Source organism: Variovorax sp. P1_H2 (genome assembly GCF_056405295.1).
Map to the genome: position 1 here is coordinate 47,764 of NZ_JBFUCJ010000013.1, position 16,696 is coordinate 64,459.

Annotated in this window: 13 protein-coding genes; 5 read left to right on the top strand and 8 right to left on the bottom strand. The window is 68.8% G+C overall.

Translation table 11 applies throughout. From position 1 onward, the window contains the following. Positions 1-119: 119 nt before the first annotated feature. The 3 genes from AC1D2E_RS07305 to AC1D2E_RS07315 all read right to left on the bottom strand — a co-directional run bounded on the left by AC1D2E_RS07305 (position 120) and on the right by AC1D2E_RS07315 (position 2,337). A complete protein-coding gene (locus AC1D2E_RS07305) occupies positions 120-917 on the bottom strand; it encodes a transporter substrate-binding domain-containing protein (protein ID WP_478196777.1) in 798 nt (265 codons plus the stop codon). 78 nt (positions 918-995) lie between these two features. Continuing rightward, positions 996-1,649: an amino acid ABC transporter permease gene (locus AC1D2E_RS07310; RefSeq protein WP_478196778.1), complete on the bottom strand. Its 654-nt coding sequence runs from the start codon at positions 1,647-1,649 to the stop codon at positions 996-998. A gap of 16 nt (positions 1,650-1,665) precedes the next feature. Then, entirely contained in the window at positions 1,666-2,337 is a 672-nt protein-coding gene (locus AC1D2E_RS07315) for an amino acid ABC transporter permease (protein WP_286532378.1), read from the bottom strand. 146 nt (positions 2,338-2,483) lie between these two features. Between AC1D2E_RS07315 and AC1D2E_RS07320 the strand changes: the two genes are divergently transcribed. Then, positions 2,484-4,187 (top strand): hypothetical protein, encoded by a 1,704-nt coding sequence (locus AC1D2E_RS07320; RefSeq protein WP_478196779.1) that lies wholly within the window; start codon positions 2,484-2,486, stop codon positions 4,185-4,187. Between the two features lie 27 nt (positions 4,188-4,214). After that, positions 4,215-5,210: a DUF6929 family protein gene (locus AC1D2E_RS07325; protein ID WP_478196780.1), complete on the top strand. Its 996-nt coding sequence runs from the start codon at positions 4,215-4,217 to the stop codon at positions 5,208-5,210. Between the two features lie 10 nt (positions 5,211-5,220). Here AC1D2E_RS07325 and AC1D2E_RS07330 read toward each other — a convergent pair whose 3' ends face one another. From AC1D2E_RS07330 to AC1D2E_RS07350, 5 genes are all read right to left on the bottom strand, one after another. Then, the gene (locus tag AC1D2E_RS07330) at positions 5,221-8,736 is read right to left on the bottom strand and encodes a patatin-like phospholipase family protein (RefSeq protein ID WP_478196781.1); all 3,516 of its coding nucleotides are present in this window, start codon (positions 8,734-8,736) and stop codon (positions 5,221-5,223) included. A 213-nt stretch (positions 8,737-8,949) separates the two neighbouring features. Further along, complete coding sequence (locus AC1D2E_RS07335; protein ID WP_478175839.1) at positions 8,950-9,129, bottom strand: hypothetical protein; 180 nt, start codon at positions 9,127-9,129, stop codon at positions 8,950-8,952. An 11-nt stretch (positions 9,130-9,140) separates the two neighbouring features. Continuing rightward, positions 9,141-11,525, bottom strand: a complete 2,385-nt coding sequence (gene parC, locus AC1D2E_RS07340) for a DNA topoisomerase IV subunit A (protein ID WP_478196782.1) — start codon at positions 11,523-11,525, stop codon at positions 9,141-9,143. Between the two features lie 33 nt (positions 11,526-11,558). Next, positions 11,559-12,422: a lytic transglycosylase domain-containing protein gene (locus AC1D2E_RS07345; RefSeq protein WP_478196783.1), complete on the bottom strand. Its 864-nt coding sequence runs from the start codon at positions 12,420-12,422 to the stop codon at positions 11,559-11,561. 211 nt (positions 12,423-12,633) lie between these two features. Then, entirely contained in the window at positions 12,634-14,634 is a 2,001-nt protein-coding gene (locus tag AC1D2E_RS07350) for a DNA topoisomerase IV subunit B (RefSeq protein WP_478196784.1), read from the bottom strand. Between the two features lie 141 nt (positions 14,635-14,775). On the opposite strand from AC1D2E_RS07350, the gene AC1D2E_RS07355 reads away from it, so the two are divergent. The 3 genes from AC1D2E_RS07355 to AC1D2E_RS07365 are packed head-to-tail and all read left to right on the top strand — an operon-like array spanning position 14,776 to position 16,690. Next, on the top strand, positions 14,776-15,990 hold the full coding sequence (locus AC1D2E_RS07355; protein ID WP_478196785.1) for an MFS transporter: 1,215 nt from the start codon (positions 14,776-14,778) through the stop codon (positions 15,988-15,990). Positions 15,991-15,998: 8 nt separating this feature from the next. Continuing rightward, entirely contained in the window at positions 15,999-16,139 is a 141-nt protein-coding gene (locus tag AC1D2E_RS07360; protein ID WP_478196786.1) for a hypothetical protein, read from the top strand. Beyond that, positions 16,139-16,690 carry a class I SAM-dependent methyltransferase gene (locus AC1D2E_RS07365; RefSeq protein ID WP_478175833.1) on the top strand — a complete coding sequence of 184 codons (552 nt, stop codon included), beginning with the start codon at positions 16,139-16,141 and terminating at the stop codon, positions 16,688-16,690. Before AC1D2E_RS07360 ends, AC1D2E_RS07365 begins: the two co-directional genes overlap by 1 nt. Positions 16,691-16,696: the final 6 nt, after the last annotated feature.

The following is a 16,696-nucleotide window of genomic DNA, read 5'->3' on the forward strand; positions in this document are numbered from 1 at the left end:
CGGCGAGGGCACCGAGGCCCGTTGGTGGAACACCGCGGAACCGGCTTTGCCGGCCCGCTGGTGTTGCCCCCTGCAAGGGGGTGGGCGGCTACACGAAGTGAGCCAACCTGGGGGTGTGCCTAGTTCAGCTTCGGAAGATCCGTCTGCAGCCACTTCTGGTAGAGCTTGTTGAGCTCGCCGTTGGCCGAGTTCTTCGCCACGAAATCGTTGACGTTCTTGAGCAGGTCGTCCTGGCCCGGGCGCATGGCGATGCCCATGTTCTGCTGCACCAGGTTGAACTTGTTCTCGAAGGTGTTCGGCGGCACGCGCTTGGCGATCTGGGCGGCGACGGTCGTCGAGGCGCCGATCGCATCGACCTGGCCCGACATCAGCGCCTGCATGGCCGAAGCGTCGTCATCGAAGCGGCGGATCTCGGTGCCTTCGGGCGCGGCCTTGGTCACGGCGACGTCCTGCGTGCTGGCGCGGGCCACGCCCACGCGCAGGCCCTTCAAGTCGGCCGCGCTCTTGATCGGCGTGCCGGTCTTGCCGTACAGCACGATGGTCGCGGCCGCATAGGGCTGCGAGAACTGCACCTGCTTGGCACGCTCGGGCGTGATGGCCAGCGAGGCGACCAGCAGGTCGACCTTGTTGGTCAGCAGGAAGGGAATGCGGTTCGGGCCGGTGACCGGCACGATGTTGGCCTTGACGCCCCACTCCTTGGCCAGCAGCTTGGCGACGTCGGCGTCGTAGCCGTCGGGCTGGTTCTTCGCGTCGGTGGTGCCGTAGGGCGGGAAGTCGACCAGCATGCCGATCGTGATCTCGCCCTTCTTCTTGATGTCGGCCACGCTCTGGGCCGAGGCGAAGGGTGCGAAAACGGTCAGCGCGGCGCCCAGGCCCAGTGCCGCGATGGCGGCGCGGCGGGTGGTGGAACGGATCATGTCAGGTCTCCTTGATAGAACAGAAAGAAAGAGGGGTTGGCGTAGCGACACGAAGTGCGCGAAGACTGGGGGAGTGCTTCATCTTGCCAATGCCCGCGCCCGCTTGCGCTCCATGCGCGCGGCCAGCAGCGACAGCGGCCAGCAGATCACGAAGTAGATCGCGGCCACCGTGGTGAACACGTGCAGCGGCTGGAAGGTGGCGTTGTTGATGATCTGGCCGGCGCGCGTGACTTCCGTGAAGCCGATGATGGCCGCCAGCGAGGTGCCCTTGATGATCTGCACCACGTAGCCCACCGTGGGCGGCAGCGCGATCTTGAAGGCCTGGGGCAGCACCACGTCGCGCATGCGCGCGGCGTAGCTCAGGTTGAGCGCCTGCGCAGCCTCCCACTGGCCGCGCGGGATCGCCTCGATGCAGCCGCGCCAGATCTCGCCGAGGAAGGCGGCGCTGTTGAGGATCAGCGCCACGCCGGCCGCGATCCACGGATTGATCTCGAGGCCCAGCACCGGCGCGCCGAAGAAGATCAGGAACAGTTGCAGCRGCAGCGGCGTGCCCTGGAAGATCTGGATGAAGCCGGTCGACAGCACACGGGCGGTCTTGTTGTCGGCGGTGCGCGCCAGGGCGATCGCAAGGCCGAGGATCGCGCCGCCGACGAAGGCGATCGCGGACAAGGCCAGCGTCCATTGGGCCGCTTCGAGGATGAACAGGAATTCGGGAAAGCCGAAGGTACGCATGGTCTAGGGCCTGCCCTTAGCGCCGGTCCGGATAGTTGAGCGTGCGCCGGTAGATCAGCTTGAACAGCGCCGAGAAGGCCAGCGACAGCGCCAGGTAGATGCAGGCGACCACGATGTAGATCTCGAAGCTGCGGAAGGTCTGCGACTGCAGGTTGGCGGCCACCGAGGTCAGGTCGTCGGCCGAGATCACCGAGACCACGGCCGAGCTCAGCATCAGCAGGATGAACTGGCTCGTGAGCGCCGGATAGATCGCCTTCAGCGCCGGCTTGATGATCACGAAGCGGAAGATTTCCCAGGGCTTGAGGTTGAGCGCCCGGCCCGCCTCGATCTGCCCCTTGGGAATCGATTCGATGCCGGCGCGCACGATCTCGGCCGCATAGGCGCCGAGGTTCACCACCATCGCGGTCAGCGCCGCGGTGTAGGGCGACCAGCGCAGCCCGATGGCCGGCAGCGCAAAGAAGAAGAAGAACAACTGCACCAGGAAGGGCGTGTTGCGGATGACCTCGATGTAGGCATTGACGACGAAGCGAAGCCAGGCCGGGCCCGAGGTCTTGCCCCAGGCGCAGAAGACCGCCACCACCAGGCCCAGCAGCGTGGCCACCAGCGACAGCTGGATCGTGATCCAGGTGCCCTTGAGCAGCAATGGCCAGGCGGCGAAGACGGCGTCGAACTGGAATTGGTAGTTCACGGGGGGCGTCGATTCGAAGGCAGGGTCGAAGTTGGTGCACCCCTTCGAAAAAGCACTTCATCAGGGGGCAGCGCAGTATATGTGAAACCGGTTTCAGCACCACCCTAGGGATTCCCCTAGGTGCCGCTGATGCCTACACTGGCGGGATGCTGAATACCGAACTGGCGAACGCCGAGGCGGAGCTTTCAGGCGCAGTTGCCGCACCCGTCGTGCAGCACCTGCGCCAGACCCTCCTCTGGCCCCTGCGCCTGATGCCGACCCACCAGCCGCGCTCGGCGCAGCGCGGCCCGTGGCAAGTGCTGCGCGACCTCGGCGATGCCTCCCCCTGGCGCGAGGAGATCGACGAATACACCGGCGCCAGCGACYGCTTCCACGAGCGCCACTACAACGAGTTCGTGAGCTTCCTGCCCTACGTGCAGCGCTTCCTGTACGGCGACGGCCGCAAGGGCCGCGCGGCCGGCGGCCCCAGCGGCGGCGATTCGCCGATGCGGGTGTTCCGCCGCAGCGACGTCGCCGCGGTGCGGGTGGTGGCGCGGCCAGGCGATGCGCCGATCACGCTGCAGGTGGTGCATGTCGATCTCTACTTCTTCTTCGACGTCGACGTGGTGCTGCTCAACGTCGAGGTCGGCGTCGATCAGCTGAGCCTGGCGCAGGCGCACGAGATCCTGTATCGCTTCGGCCGCGCCTACCCCGGCGGCTGGGACGCGCAGGGCCAGGCGCTGCACTGCATGCACAACGTCGAGTGGCTGGCCGCCGATGGCAGCGTGCTGGCTGCTTCCGATGCGCAGCAGCGCGAAGCATTCCTGGCCCATGTGGCCGAGCATCGAGCGCCGCGGCTGGCCTCGCACTGGGCCTGGCTCATGCGGCCGCTGGTCAGCGACCATTCGGACGAGGCCGGGACGCTGCGCTTCCGCCAGATCGAGTACTACCGGATGCCGGTGATGGCCTACCTCGCGCTCGACGATCCGCGCCGCCTCTCGCGCAGCGATTTCATCCGGCTGGCGATGGTCACCGGCACGGCCGAGCCCCCCGGCAGCGCAACCCGCTCCCTGCCCTACATCGAAGAGCAGGTGGTCGACTTCGAGAAGCGCTTCTGCTACGACCGCTTCTGGACCGATGCCGGTGCCGCGCCCCGCACCCGCTACCTGTGCAACGGCCTCGCGCTGATCGTGATCGGCGATGCCCGCGCCGAATACTTCTGCTGCCGCGACCGCGGCGTGCTGGCGCAGTTCAGGCACCAGCACTTCCTGCTGTTCCTGATCGCGCACTTCCAGAAGGCGGCGCTGCTGATGTACTCCGACCGGCTGGTCGAGGCGCTGCGCATGCTCGACATCCACGACGTCGCCAGCGTCAAGCGCTTCAAGCGAGCGATCCGCGCCAGCTTCGAGGGCTTCCTGCGCTTCACGCACCGCTACTGGTTCCACGAGATCTCGGAGCAGGCGCAGGTGCGCGCGCTGTCCCACATGTGCACCACGCACCTGGGGCTCGACCCGCTCTACGACGAGGTCAAGGAGCGCATCGCCGACATGAACACCTACCTCGAAGCCGACAGCCTGCGCCGCCAGGCCAACACGGTCGTGCGGCTCACGGTGGTCACGCTGTTCGGCCTGATCGGCACCATCACCACCGGCTTCCTCGGCATGAACCTGCTGGCCGAGGCCGACTCGCCGCTGTGGCGCAAGCTGCTGTGGTTCGGCATCGTCTTCGCATTCACCACCTGGCTCACGGTCTACACCATGGTCAAGTCGAAGCGCCTGTCGGACTTCATCGATGCGCTGTCCGACGAGCGGCACACGCTGCGCACCAAGCTCGGCGTGCTGGCCCGGGTCTGGCGCCCGGGTTCGGACTGAGCGCGTGTCGAGGGGCGCTGTCTCGCCATGACCAGGAGCCTTGCTGCGTCGCTGCTGCTGGCCTTGGCCGCCTGGAGTTCTCATGCCGCCGACATGGGGATCCGCATCACCGGGCCGGTGGTCCGGAATGCACTTCCTTCCGGCTCCGGCATGAGCTGGCATGCGGGAAGGTATTTCGTGGTCGGGGACGATTCGCCCTATCTGTTCACGCTGGATCGGAAGTTCACGATCACCGACCGCTCGCTGTTGAAAGACGATCCGGTCCAGGACAACGGCCGCATCGCCAAGGACATCAAGCCCGACTACGAGGCGATGGCCACCGTCACGTGGAACGGCTCGGTCTGGAACCTGATCCTGGGCTCAGGCAGCAAGAAGGGCACGCGGGAAAGCGGACTGCTGGTCGCCACGGATGGCAAGTCAACCTCGCATGCGCGGGACATGGCCGCGCTGTACCGGGACTTCGCCGCCCTTGCGGGTTTCAAGGCAGGCCAGACGGTCAACATCGAGGCCCTGGCCATTGCCCATGGCGATGCCTATTTCTTCAACCGAGGCAACGCCGACAGAAACCTCCTGTTCACGGTCGCGCTCGCCGACCTCATGGCCTACATGACCGGCAAGGCCGACAAGATCGCCGACGTCGGCCTGCACGACGCCAGACTGCCCCGACTGAACGGGATCGAGGCAGGGTTCTCCGGCGCCGACTACTGGCCCGAGATCGACAGCCTGGTCTACAGTGCCTCCGTCGAGGGATCCGACAACGCCTACGAGGACGGCGCGGTGCTCGGCAGCTACCTCGGGCTGATTCCCCGGTCCAGGCTCAAGGACCGCGCGCCCCTGGACCTGAGCCGAAGCGCGCAACGCCTCTCCAGCGGCGGCCTGCCGGTCAAGACCAAGGTCGAGTCCGTCGCGCTGACGCACACCGAAAGGCAGCGGGCCATCGGTGCCCTGGTCAGCGACAACGACGACGGCAGCAGCGAGTTCTTCGACGTCGTGTTGACCGTCAAGCCCGCGCGGCGACACTGATCACAGCGGCTCAGCTCGCGGCCGCGTCCCTGGCGCGCGGCAGCCAGACCTCGATCGCGCCCGGGTCCGAAGGCACCGGGCGCGGCAGCAGCCGGATCACCCACGGCTGCCCGGTCGGCGACTGCGCGGTCTGGATCAGGGCCTGCGCACAGGCGCGCGAAGCTTCCTCGCGGATGACGACGGTCGGCACCGGATGCCCCACCGGCAGCGCGCGCCCGGCGCGGCGCGAGGTGCTCAGCACGTCCTCGATCGGCGGCACCGAGGCGCCGAGCTCGCGCCACGGGGCGCGCCAGGCGCGCGCCTTGTCGCGCAGGCCGGTGCCGTAGCTCAGGATGTAGACCACCGCGCCTTCGCAGACGTTCGGCGCAATCGGCGCCGGCGGCGGCGCGCCGGTGCCTTCGGGCGACGGCGCGTAGGTTGGCGGCGGGCCGGCCGCCGTCGGCGGGGCGCTCGCCACCAGGTCGCCGCGGCCGAATCCGCCGAGCCGGTCGCGCAGCCAGACCGCGAGCTTGAAGGGCTCCGGCAGGGTGCCGCTGCAGTTCTGCTTGGAACCCGTCTGGCCGCTGTAGTCGCGCGCCCAGTAGCGCGGCGCGCAGGGCGGCGCCTGCGCCGGCTGCAGGCAGTCGATGCCGTTGCCGGGATCGAGCAGCCGCGCGCAGGCCGGCGTGCGCTGGCCCAAGGCCTCGCCGGCGCAGGCCTGCTTGGCATCGTCGACGATCCGCACCGAGAGCCGGAACTTGGCCATGAAGTTGTCGCTGCCCTCGCGGCACAGCAGGTCGCCGGTGCGCAGCAGCTCGGCCGCCAGCAGGGCCGGCGCGTCGCTGTCGGCTTCGCCGTTGCGCAGGTGGGCCCAGCGTTCGGTGAGGTCCTTGAAGGCACTGTTTTCCGACCGCTCCTGGTCGGCACGCTGGGCGCGCCAGCCGTCGATGCCCTGCCAGGCGGCGACGCCGAAGGTGGCGGCGGTGCCGAGGCCGATCGACGCCGTCACCGCGCCGGCCTTGAGCACACGGGCCTGCAGCCGGCTCATCGAGCCCACCGCGGCCGCCGTGGCGCTGTCCTTGCCGCCCGGCTTGGCGCCGCGGGCGCTCGAATCCGGCTGGCCGTCGTCGAGCACGAACAGCCCCGGCGCGCCCTGCGCGACGTGCTCGAGCATCTCCTCGTCGAGCCGGAAGCCGATCTCCGAGCCGAGCCGGAAGTAGCTCTCCCATTGCGCCTCGTCGAAGAACTGGTCGGTGGTCGGCTGCTGCGGAAACAGCGGGTTGGCGGCCTTGAAGTTGACCAGGTCGACCGGCAGCGCGGCCGAGACATTGGGCTTCACCAGCACGATCTGCCCGGTGGCGCCACTCGCATAGCGCACCTGCGCCAGCGCCAGGCAGGCCTGGCTGGTCGGCGAGGCCAGGTCGTTGAGCGAGCCGAAGGCACCCAGGTGCGTCCATTCGGCGTCGGGCCGCGGCTTCATGAAGACGATCTCGGCATTGAGGTCGATGCGAGCCCGCCGGATCAGGATCTCGAGGTCGCAGAAGCGGTAGTCCGGATCGGCGCCGCAATCGGCGATGACGATCAGCGCCGCCTCTTGCCGCAGCAGCGCGTAGGCGCCGGTGTTCTCGAAATGGCCGCCATCGCTCAGGTACCAGTTGGCCGAGCTGCTGCCCGGAAAGGCACCGAAGCACTCGAGCAGCAGGAAGCGAGTCTTCATGAGCAGCGGGCTCGCATGGATCACCGCGCCGTGCTGGGCAATGCCGGCCCCGGCACTGTTCCACCAGTAGCCGAGCCGAAGGCCCGCGAACACCGACAGCGCCGAGATGCCACGTTTGGTGAGCCGCCCGAGGCCCGGCGCGAAAGCCGCGCCTGAAATCGCCATCCAGGCCCCCAGGGTCAGCGCACCGTCGCCATGCGCCTGTGCCCATGGGGCGCCGCCGGCCTGCATCCAGCCCAGCGGGCCGATGGTCAATGGCTGGCTCTTGCGGTCGCGGTTGAACAGGCGCTCCTTGGTGTCGTGCGTCTGGTTGATGCACACGTTGGCCAGGTGCACCGGGCCGCCATTGGCATGCGGCGCATAGCGCAGCTGCGAGATGTCGTCGTGCGGATCGACCTCGCCGACCGGCACCTGCGGCGGCTCCAGTCCGGAAACCTTGTCGAGGGCCTGGGCCCCCAGCCGCCGCGCGTTGGCGGCACCGAGATAGCCCCGCACGATGCGCGCCTTGTAGAACATGTGCAGCGACGACGCATTCAGGAAGGCGAAGTTGCGCCCGGTCGCCAGCGCATAGACGCCGATGATCACGGCGATGGTGCCGAGCCAGGCCCAGCCGCGCATGAAGTCCAGCCCCGCGGGCGTGAAGACCGGCAGCAGCACGGCCGCATACACCACGCCGACCCACCAGGCCGCGAGGCAGAAGGCCAGCGCCAATCCGAGCAGGCTGGCGAGCGTCAACATCAGCGTCTTGCCGACGCCGGGCAGTTCCTGCCGGTGCGACAGCAGCATCGGCAGCACACCGCGCAGCACCGCGGCCGCCACCAGCAGCACCGCGCCGTACGAGACGCGCTGCTCCTGGCCCTCGGCCGCCAGCCACCAGGCGCTGCGGTCGAGCAGGCCGAGCATGACGATCAGCAGCGCGGTGTTCATCACCGAGGCCAGCCGGTCGGTCAGCTCGTTGCGCAGTTCGCCGGGCGAGCGCCGGCGGCTGCGGTGCAGCACCCACAGCAGGGCCACCACCCAGCACACCGCGAAGGCCTCGAAGGCCGGCGCCAGCCAGGGTGGACCGCTGTAACGCTGCATCAGCCTCGGCGCGACGAAGGCCGCGCCAAGGCCCAGCGCCAGCCACATCGCGACCTGCAGCAGCATCGACGAGGTCGACGGCCTGTCGTGCACCGACCAGTAGGCGCAGGCCAGGACCACCGAGGCGAGGAAGGGACCGACCAGCGTGAACCACAGCGTCGGCCACTGCGTGGCCCACTCGACCACCAGCCGCATGTAGTGCTCGGCATAGAGCTCGGGGGTTCGCAGCACCGCGTCCGGCGGCACGCTGTTCAGGTCGACGGCACGGAACACGGCGTCCCACAGCAGCAGGTTGGTGGCCGCCAGCACCATGCCGATCAAGCTGGCGGCGATCGCCAGCTCGATGTGGGTGGCCAGGAGATTGCGCAGATAGAGCGCGGTGGCGAACAAGGTGTCGCGCAGGCCGCCCGGAATCAGGTAGCGCCCGTTGGCGCGCAGCCACCAGCCGAATCGCGCCCGGTCGACATCACTGAGCGCGACCTCGATCTCGCGCACCTCCTGGGCCGAGTGGGCATTGGTGCACAACCGCCCGAGCGCGGCACCGATGTAGCCACCTCCCGACACGGTCGACATCAGGTCGAACTTGAGCAGTTGCCGACGTGCCGCCAGCGCCTTCAGCAGGCCCAGGCAGAAGGTGGCGCTACGGATGCCCCCACCCGACAGCGCCAGGCCCCAGGGCCGTCGGCCATCGTCGGCGCCGTGCAGGGCGCGTCGACGCTCGGCGACCAGCTTCTGGATGGTGTCGTCCATTCGGCTCCTCGTCGTTCGATGCAATATTTCATGCACGCGGCGATCGATCAATGGCTCGAATGGCCTATGCCGGGGCGCAAGTGCAGGCCTCGACGGGCCGCATTGGGTCAGCTCGCGGCCGCACCCGCCCGACAAACCGCACGCTCCGGGCCTCGTGAGTGATCCAGAGCGGCGGCCAGCGCATCTTCTACAGCGGCGACTCGGGCGACCGGCTCAACGTCTGCGTTGACGCTCCTGCGCCCGCCGCACCTGCCGGCTCTGTCCGGCCTCGGCGGCCGCCCGGGCCTGCTCGGCCTTCTTCTGCCGCCGGCGGTTCGACAGCCAGCGGCCCAGCACGAAACTGGCCAGGCCGCTCAGGACCGCGATCGCCAGCCCGATGATTCCGATTTCCATGGCCCGCGTCCCTACAGCACGCGCACGATGCCGCTCGGCTTGAAGCCGAGGTCGGCCGCCTTGCCCTTGCGCGCCCGGCTGCCGCGGGCGTTGTTGAGCGTGCGGATTTCCAGCGTCTCCTCGCGCTCCTTGCCGCCGCGGCCGATGCCCTCGATCTTCACGCTGCGGGTGTAGGCCGCCGCACCGGCCAGCGTGTCCTTGGCCTCGAGGTCGATCAAGGTCAACCCGCGGCCGCCCTTCGGCAGTGCCTTGATTTCTCCGATCTCGAAGGTCAGGATCCGGCCGCCGGTCGAGGCACAGGCCACGTGCGTGGCCGCCGGCAACGGCTCGGCACCGCCGGCGCCGCCGACCAGCGACGGCCGGCAGAGCTGCTCGCCCTCGCCGACGTCGATGAAGGCCTTGCCGCCGCGCTGCCGCGAGACCATGTTCTCGACCGCCGCGATGAAGCCGTAGCCGCCGGTGTTCGCAAGCAGCAGGCTGGCGCCGAGCGGCCCGGCGAAGTAATGCGCCACGTGCGTGCCGCTGTCGAGGTCGATCAGCGTCGTCACCGGCTGGCCGTCGCCGCGACCGCCCGGCAGCGAGGCCACCGGCACGCTGTAGACGCGCACGCCCTTGTCCTTGGCGGTGCCGAAGACCAGCAGCATGTCGACCGAGCGGCATTCGAAGGCCTCGTACAGCGCATCGCCCGACTTGAAGCTGTACTCCGGCGCCGCCGCGCCCGCGGCGCGCTCGCTGGCCCAGCCTTTCTGCGTGCGCACCCAGCCCTTCTGCGACACGATCACGGTCACCGGTTCGTCGACCACGCGCACTTCGGCGACCGCGCGCTTCTCGGCCTGGATCAGCGTGCGGCGCGGATCCTCGAAGCTCTTCGCGTCGGCCTCGATCTCCTTGACCAGCAGGCGGCGCAGCGCGGCCGGGCTGGCGAGGATGTCCTCGAGCTTCTTCTGTTCCTCGCGCAGGCCCTTGAGCTCCTGCTCGATCTTGATCGCCTCCAGCCGCGCAAGTTGCCGCAGGCGGATCTCGAGGATGTCCTCGGCCTGCCGCTCGCTGAGGTTGAAGCGCGCGATCAGCGCCGCCTTCGGGTCCTCGGCGGCGCGGATGATCGCGATCACCTCGTCGATGTTGAGCAGCACCAGCTGCCGCCCCTCGAGGATGTGAATGCGGTCCTGCACCTTGCCCAGGCGATGGCGCGAACGCTTCTCGACCGTGATCTCGCGGAAGGCGACCCATTCGTTGAGCATCTGCCGCAGCGACTTCTGCGTCGGCTTGCCGTCGATGCCGACCATCGTGAGGTTGATCGGCGCCGAAGTCTCCAGCGAGGTCTGCGACAGCAGCATCGTGCTGAACTCCTCCTGGCCGATGCGCGAGGTCTTGGGTTCGAACACGAGGCGCACCGGCGCGTCCTTGCTCGACTCGTCGCGGACGCCGTCGAGCAGCGACAGCACCGCCGCCTTCAGCTGCGTCTGCTCGACCGAGAGCGCCTTCTTGCCGGCGCGGATCTTCGGATTGGTCAGCTCCTCGATTTCTTCCAGCACCTTCTGCGAACTGACGCCCGGCGGCAGCTCGTTGACCACCAGTTGCCACTGGCCGCGCGCCAGCTCCTCGATCTTCCAGCGGGCCCGCACCTTGAGCGAGCCGCGGCCGGTGCGATAGGCGTCGGCGATGTCGGTCGCGCTGCTGATGATCTGCGCGCCGCCCGGATAGTCCGGGCCGGGCACGATGGCGAACAGTTCCTCGTCCGTCAGCTTGCCGTTGGCCTTGATCAGCGCCACGCAGGCATCGGCGACCTCGCGCAGGTTGTGGCTCGGGATCTCGGTCGCCAGGCCGACCGCGATGCCGCTGGCGCCATTGAGCAGCGTGAACGGCAGCCGCGCCGGCAGCAGGCGCGGCTCCTCGGTCGAGCCGTCGTAATTCGGGATGAAGTCGACCGTGCCCTCGTCGATCTCGTCGAGCAGCAGGCTGGTGATGCGGGCCAGGCGGGCCTCGGTGTAGCGCATCGCCGCGGCGCCGTCGCCGTCGCGGCTGCCGAAGTTGCCCTGGCCGTCGACCAGCGGATAGCGCTGCGAGAAATCCTGCGCCATGCGGACCAGCGCGTCGTAGGCAGCCTGGTCGCTGTGCGGGTGGAAACGGCCCAGCACGTCGCCGACCACGCGCGCGCTCTTCACGGGCTTGGCGCCGACGGTGCCGTTGGCGCCGCCGAAGCCCAGCCCCATGCGCGACATCGCATAGAGGATGCGCCGCTGCACCGGCTTCTGGCCGTCGCAGACATCGGGCAAGGCGCGGCCCTTGACCACGCTCAGCGCGTATTCGAGGTAGGCGGTCTGCGCGTAGTCGGCCAGCGTCAGCGCGCCATCGTCTTCGGGGCTCTGCAGATCGAGCGTCGGTTGGGAATCCATGGAAAGAGAAGGAAGAGAGAAAGGTTTGCGGGTCTACGGCGTCGCCGGCGCCGCGGGATCGAAAGCCCCCGCGGGCGACGGATCGCTCGGCTCGGGGAGYGCAGGCATGCGGCGCGCGTCGGACGGCATGTTGCCACGCCCGACCGCCCCGCCCTTCGGCACCAGCGCCATGTGGATGYGGCCGGCCGAGCTGCCCCGCCCGAGGGCCGCGGCCGGCTTCAGGTAGGCATAGAGCTGCAGTACGGTCGTCACGTAGTTGCGGGTCTCGGGGTAGTTGGGAATCCTGTTGCCGGCGCGCTGCACCGCCCCCTCGCCGGCGTTGTAGGCCGCCAGCGCGAGTTCGATCTGGCCCGGGAACATCGCGATCAGGTCGCGCAGGTAGCGCGAACCGGTGGCGATGTTGATGCGCGGATCGAACAGCTTGGACTCGATCGAGGCCCGCTTGTCCGGCGCCACGCCGTAGCGCTCGGCCGTCGCCGGCATCAGCTGCATCAGGCCGAGCGCGCCCTTGGGCGACACCGCCTGCGCATCGAAGCCCGATTCGGTCGCGATCAGCGCCTGCAGCAATTCGTAGTCGATGCCGTGATTGCGCGACGCATCGCGCAGTGCCGACTTCGCGACCTTGTAGCCCGGCGAGGCCTCGACCAGCGCCAGCAGGGACTGCGAGGCGCGCGGCACGGGGCCGTCGATCGCGCCCTTGCGGCCGCGCAGCAGCGGCGGCGCGATGCCGTTCGCCGTGTCGAAGCTCTGGCCGCCGCGAAAGAAGACCTGGTAGCGCTCGTCGATCTTCTCGGAGGCAAAATGCGCGCCGCCCTTGTCGTCGATGTAGCCGTAGATGTCGGCCGCGCGCGCCAGCGGCACAAGCAGCAGCAGCATCGACAGAAGCCAAGCTTTCATCGGATTGACCATCCGGCACTATGCCGGCGCGCAGCCCGGCTCAGCCATGCACAACGTCACGAAATGTTTGCCGCCCCCCTGTTCCGGCCGGCGCACCCAGGCCCCTTCGTGGAACACCGAGGAACCGGCTTCGCCGGGCCTCTGGTGTTGCCCCCGGCAGGGGGTGGGCGCCGCTACACGCAGTGAGCGGCAACCTGGGGGCGAGCCACATTCAAACATCGATTTCCACGTCATCGGCCCGCAGCTCCATGAGCTCGCGCCGCGCGGCCGCTTCGCCCTTGCCCATGAGCTTGGTGATCTCGCCCTCGGTGCCCTGGGTGTCGAAGCGTCCCAGCCGCACCTGCAGCAGCCGCCGCGTGTCGGGGTTCAGCGTGGTCTCCCACAGCTGCTCGGCGTTCATCTCGCCCAGCCCCTTGAAGCGGCTGATGCTCCAGGCGCCCTCGCGCACGCCGTCCTTGCGCAGCTTGTCGAGGATCGCCGTGAGCTCGCCCTCGTCGAGCGCATAGAACTTGGAGGCCGGCTTCTTGCCGCGCGCCGGGGCATCGACCCGGAACAGCGGGGGCTTGGCCACGTACACGTGGCCGGCCTCGATCAGCTTCGGGAAATGGCGGAAGAACAGCGTCAGCAGCAGCACCTGGATGTGCGAGCCGTCGACGTCGGCATCGCTCAGGATGCAGACCTTGCCGTAGCGCAGGCCCGACATGTCGGGCGTGTCGCTGGGCCCGTGCGGATCGACGCCGACCGCGACCGAGATGTCATGGATCTCGGTGTTGGCGAACAGCCGGTCGCGCTCGACTTCCCAGGTGTTCAGGACCTTGCCGCGCAGCGGCAGGACGGCCTGGCTTTCCTTGTCGCGGCCCATCTTGGCGCTGCCGCCGGCCGAGTCGCCCTCGACCAGGAAGACCTCGTTGTGCGCCGTGTCCTTGCTCTCGCAATCGGTCAGCTTGCCGGGCAGCACGGCGACGCCGGAGCCCTTGCGCTTCTCGACTTTCTGGCCCGCCCGCTGCCGTGTCTGGGCCGCCTTGATCGCCAGCTCGGCGAGCTTCCGGCCGTAGTCGACGTGCTGGTTGAGCCAGAGCTCAAGCGCCGGCCGCACGAAGCTGGACACCAGCCGCACCGCATCGCGCGAATTGAGCCGTTCCTTGATCTGGCCCTGGAACTGCGGGTCGAGCACCTTGGCCGACAGCACGTAGGAGGCTCGCGCGAACACGTCCTCAGGCAGCAGCTTGACGCCCTTGGGCAGCAGCGAGTGCAGCTCGATGAAGCTCTTGACCGCGTTGAACAGGCCGTCGCGCAGCCCGCTCTCGTGGGTGCCGCCGGCACTGGTCGGGATCAGGTTGACATAGCTCTCGCGCACCGGCTGGCCGTCCTCGGTGAAGGCCACGCACCAGTCGGCGCCCTCGCCTTCGGCGAAGTTGTCGGCGTTCTTGTCGGCATGGCCGGCGCCTTCGAACAGCGGAATCACCGGATCGCCGTTGAGGGTCTGCATCAGGTAGTCGCGCAGGCCGCCCTTGTAGAGCCAGGTCTGGACTTCCTTGGTCTTCTCGACCACCAGCGTGACCGTGACGCCGGGCATCAGCACCGCCTTGCTGCGCAGCAGGTGGGTCAGTTCGCTGACCGGCAGCGCCGCGGACTCGAAATACTTCGGGTCCGGCCAGGCGCGCACCGTGGTGCCCTGCCTGCGGTCGCGCGCGCCGTCGCCGTTGGCCGCGGCGGCCGCGCTCTCCTGCGGCCGCACCTTGAGCTTCTCGATCACGTCGCCGGCCGAGAACGCGAGCTGCGCCACCGAGCCCTCGCGGTACGAGCTGACCTCGAGCCGGGTCGACAGCGCGTTGGTCACCGACACGCCGACCCCGTGCAGCCCGCCCGAGAAGCTGTAGGCGCCGCCCGAGCCCTTGTCGAACTTGCCGCCCGCGTGCAGCCGCGTGAACACCAGTTCGACCACCGGCGCCTTCTCTTCCGGATGGAGTCCGAACGGAATGCCGCGGCCGTCGTCCTCGACGCTGACCGAGCCGTCGGCGTGCAGCGTGACCTTGATCTTCTTGCCGTAGCCSGCGAGCGCCTCGTCGGCGGMGTTGTCCARTACTTCCTGAATGATGTGCAGCGGGTTGTCGGTGCGGGTGTACATCCCGGGCCGCTGCTTGACGGGCTCGAGGCCCTTGAGGACGCGAATCGACGATTCGCCGTAACTGCCTGGTTCCTTGCTTGCCATGGCGCGGGATTCTAGGCCTTGGTGCCGGACAGGCCCGTCGCCCGGTACTACGCCTCGCGCATCAATGACCGGTAAAGATTTCAACAATCGGCGCTGGCGGAGCACCGACATGCTCACCCGCTTTTGGGTACATTTTCCGGGATGACCTCTTCCTCCCAGCCGCTCGGCATCCAGCGGGTGCTCTTCTGCGGCGCCCTGATCGTCACCCTGTCGATGGGGATCCGACATGGCTTCGGCCTGTGGCTGCAGCCGATCACCCAGGACCAGGGCTGGACCCGCCAGGCCTTCTCGCTCGCGCTGGCGATCCAGAACCTTTCCTGGGGCGTCTTCGGCGTCTTCGCCGGCATGCTGGCCGACAAGTTCGGCGCCCTCCGGGTGATGGTGGCCGGCGCCATCTTCTATGCGCTGGGCCTGGCCGGCATGGCGCTGTCGCAAACGCCGCTGCTGTTCGCGCTGACCACCGGCGTGCTGATCGGCGCCGCCCAGGCCGGCACCACCTACGCCGTGATCTACGGCGTGATCGGGCGCCAGATCCCGGCCGAGCGCCGCTCCTGGGCCATGGGCGTCGCGGCCGCCGCCGGCTCTTTCGGCCAGTTCCTGATGGTGCCGGTCGAGGGTCAGCTGATCGCCCGGCTCGGCTGGCAGACCGCGCTGCTGGCGCTGGCCGCCATGGTGCTGTTGATCGTCCCGCTGGCGTTCTCGCTGCGCGAGCCACGGCTGGCGGCTGCCAGCGGCAAGCGCGAGCAGACCATCCTGCAGGCCGTCCAGGAGGCCTTCAAGTACCCGAGTTTCGTGATGCTGATGGCGGGCTACTTCGTCTGCGGCTTCCAGGTCGTGTTCATCGGCGTCCATATGCCGAGCTACCTGCGCGACAAGGGGCTCTCGCCCGAGGTGGCGAGCTATGCCCTGGCGCTGATCGGGCTGTTCAACATCTTCGGCACCTACACCGCGGGTGCGCTCGGTGCCCGGCTGGCCAAGCGCAAGCTGCTGGCGGCCATCTACCTGGGCCGCGCGGTGGCGATCGCACTGTTCCTGCTGGCGCCGCTGTCGCCGCTCTCGGTCTACGCGTTCGCCGCCGTGATCGGCTTCCTCTGGCTTTCCACCGTGCCGCTGACCAGCGGCATCGTGGCCCAGATCTTCGGCGTCGCCCACCTCTCGATGCTCGGCGGCTTCGTCTTCCTGAGCCACCAGATCGGCTCCTTCCTGGGCGTCTGGCTCGGCGGCTACCTGTATGACCGCCTGGGCAGCTACGACCTGGTCTGGTACATCGCGATCATGCTCGGCATGATGGCCGCGCTGATCAACCTGCCGGTCAGGGAAAGCGCGATCCTGCGTCCGCGCGTGCAACCGGCGTGACCGCCGCCATGAACGGAATCACCCGCCATCGCCTGGTCCGGGCCGCCTGGCTGGGCGCTGCGACGCTCGCGCTGGCGGCGGTTTTCGCTCTCTACACCCGTCCGGAGTTCCTCGTGACCCTGGCCGGCCAGATCTGGAGCTGCTCTTGATGAACCACGCGACGCTCGCGCCCTCGCCCTGGATCGTGCGCTGGTCGCACCTGCTGGCGCCCGGTGCCCCGGTGCTGGACGTGGCCTGCGGCAGTGGCCGCCACATGCGCTGGTTCGCCGGCCGGGGCCATCCCGCGACCGGCGTCGATCGCTCGCCGGAGGCCGTCGATGCGGCTGCGCCCTTCGGCCAGGCCGTGCTGGCCGACATCGAGGACGGCCCGTGGCCCTTCGAAGGCCGGCATTTCGGCGCGGTCGTCGTCACCAACTACCTCTGGCGCCCGCGCCTGCCGGACATCGTCCGGGCAGTGGCGCCCGGCGGCGTTTTGCTTTATGAAACCTTCGCGGCAGGCAACGAGAGCGTGGGCAAGCCGTCGCGGCCCGATTTCCTGCTCCAGCCCGGCGAACTGCTGGCGGCCTGCGCCGGCCTGCGCGTGGTGGCCTACGAGGATGGATTCCTGTCCGAACCGGAGCGTTTCGTCCAGCGAATCGCCGCCGTCCGTCCGCAGACCGGTCCCGGGTCGCCGCTGCGCCATCCCTTGCAAGCGCCCTAGCAAGGG

Bases quoted from the DNA above. Each gene is read 5' to 3' on its own strand.
- AC1D2E_RS07305 (WP_478196777.1), bottom strand. From the start codon at position 917: ATGATCCGTTCCACCACCCGCCGCGCCGCCATCGCGGCACTGGGCCTG.
- AC1D2E_RS07325 (WP_478196780.1), top strand. From the start codon at position 4,215: ATGACCAGGAGCCTTGCTGCGTCGCTGCTGCTGGCCTTGGCCGCCTGG.
- AC1D2E_RS07330 (WP_478196781.1), bottom strand. From the start codon at position 8,736: ATGGACGACACCATCCAGAAGCTGGTCGCCGAGCGTCGACGCGCCCTG.
- AC1D2E_RS07335 (WP_478175839.1), bottom strand. From the start codon at position 9,129: ATGGAAATCGGAATCATCGGGCTGGCGATCGCGGTCCTGAGCGGCCTG.
- parC (WP_478196782.1), bottom strand. From the start codon at position 11,525: ATGGATTCCCAACCGACGCTCGATCTGCAGAGCCCCGAAGACGATGGC.
- AC1D2E_RS07355 (WP_478196785.1), top strand. From the start codon at position 14,776: ATGACCTCTTCCTCCCAGCCGCTCGGCATCCAGCGGGTGCTCTTCTGC.
- AC1D2E_RS07360 (WP_478196786.1), top strand. From the start codon at position 15,999: ATGAACGGAATCACCCGCCATCGCCTGGTCCGGGCCGCCTGGCTGGGC.
- AC1D2E_RS07365 (WP_478175833.1), top strand. From the start codon at position 16,139: ATGAACCACGCGACGCTCGCGCCCTCGCCCTGGATCGTGCGCTGGTCG.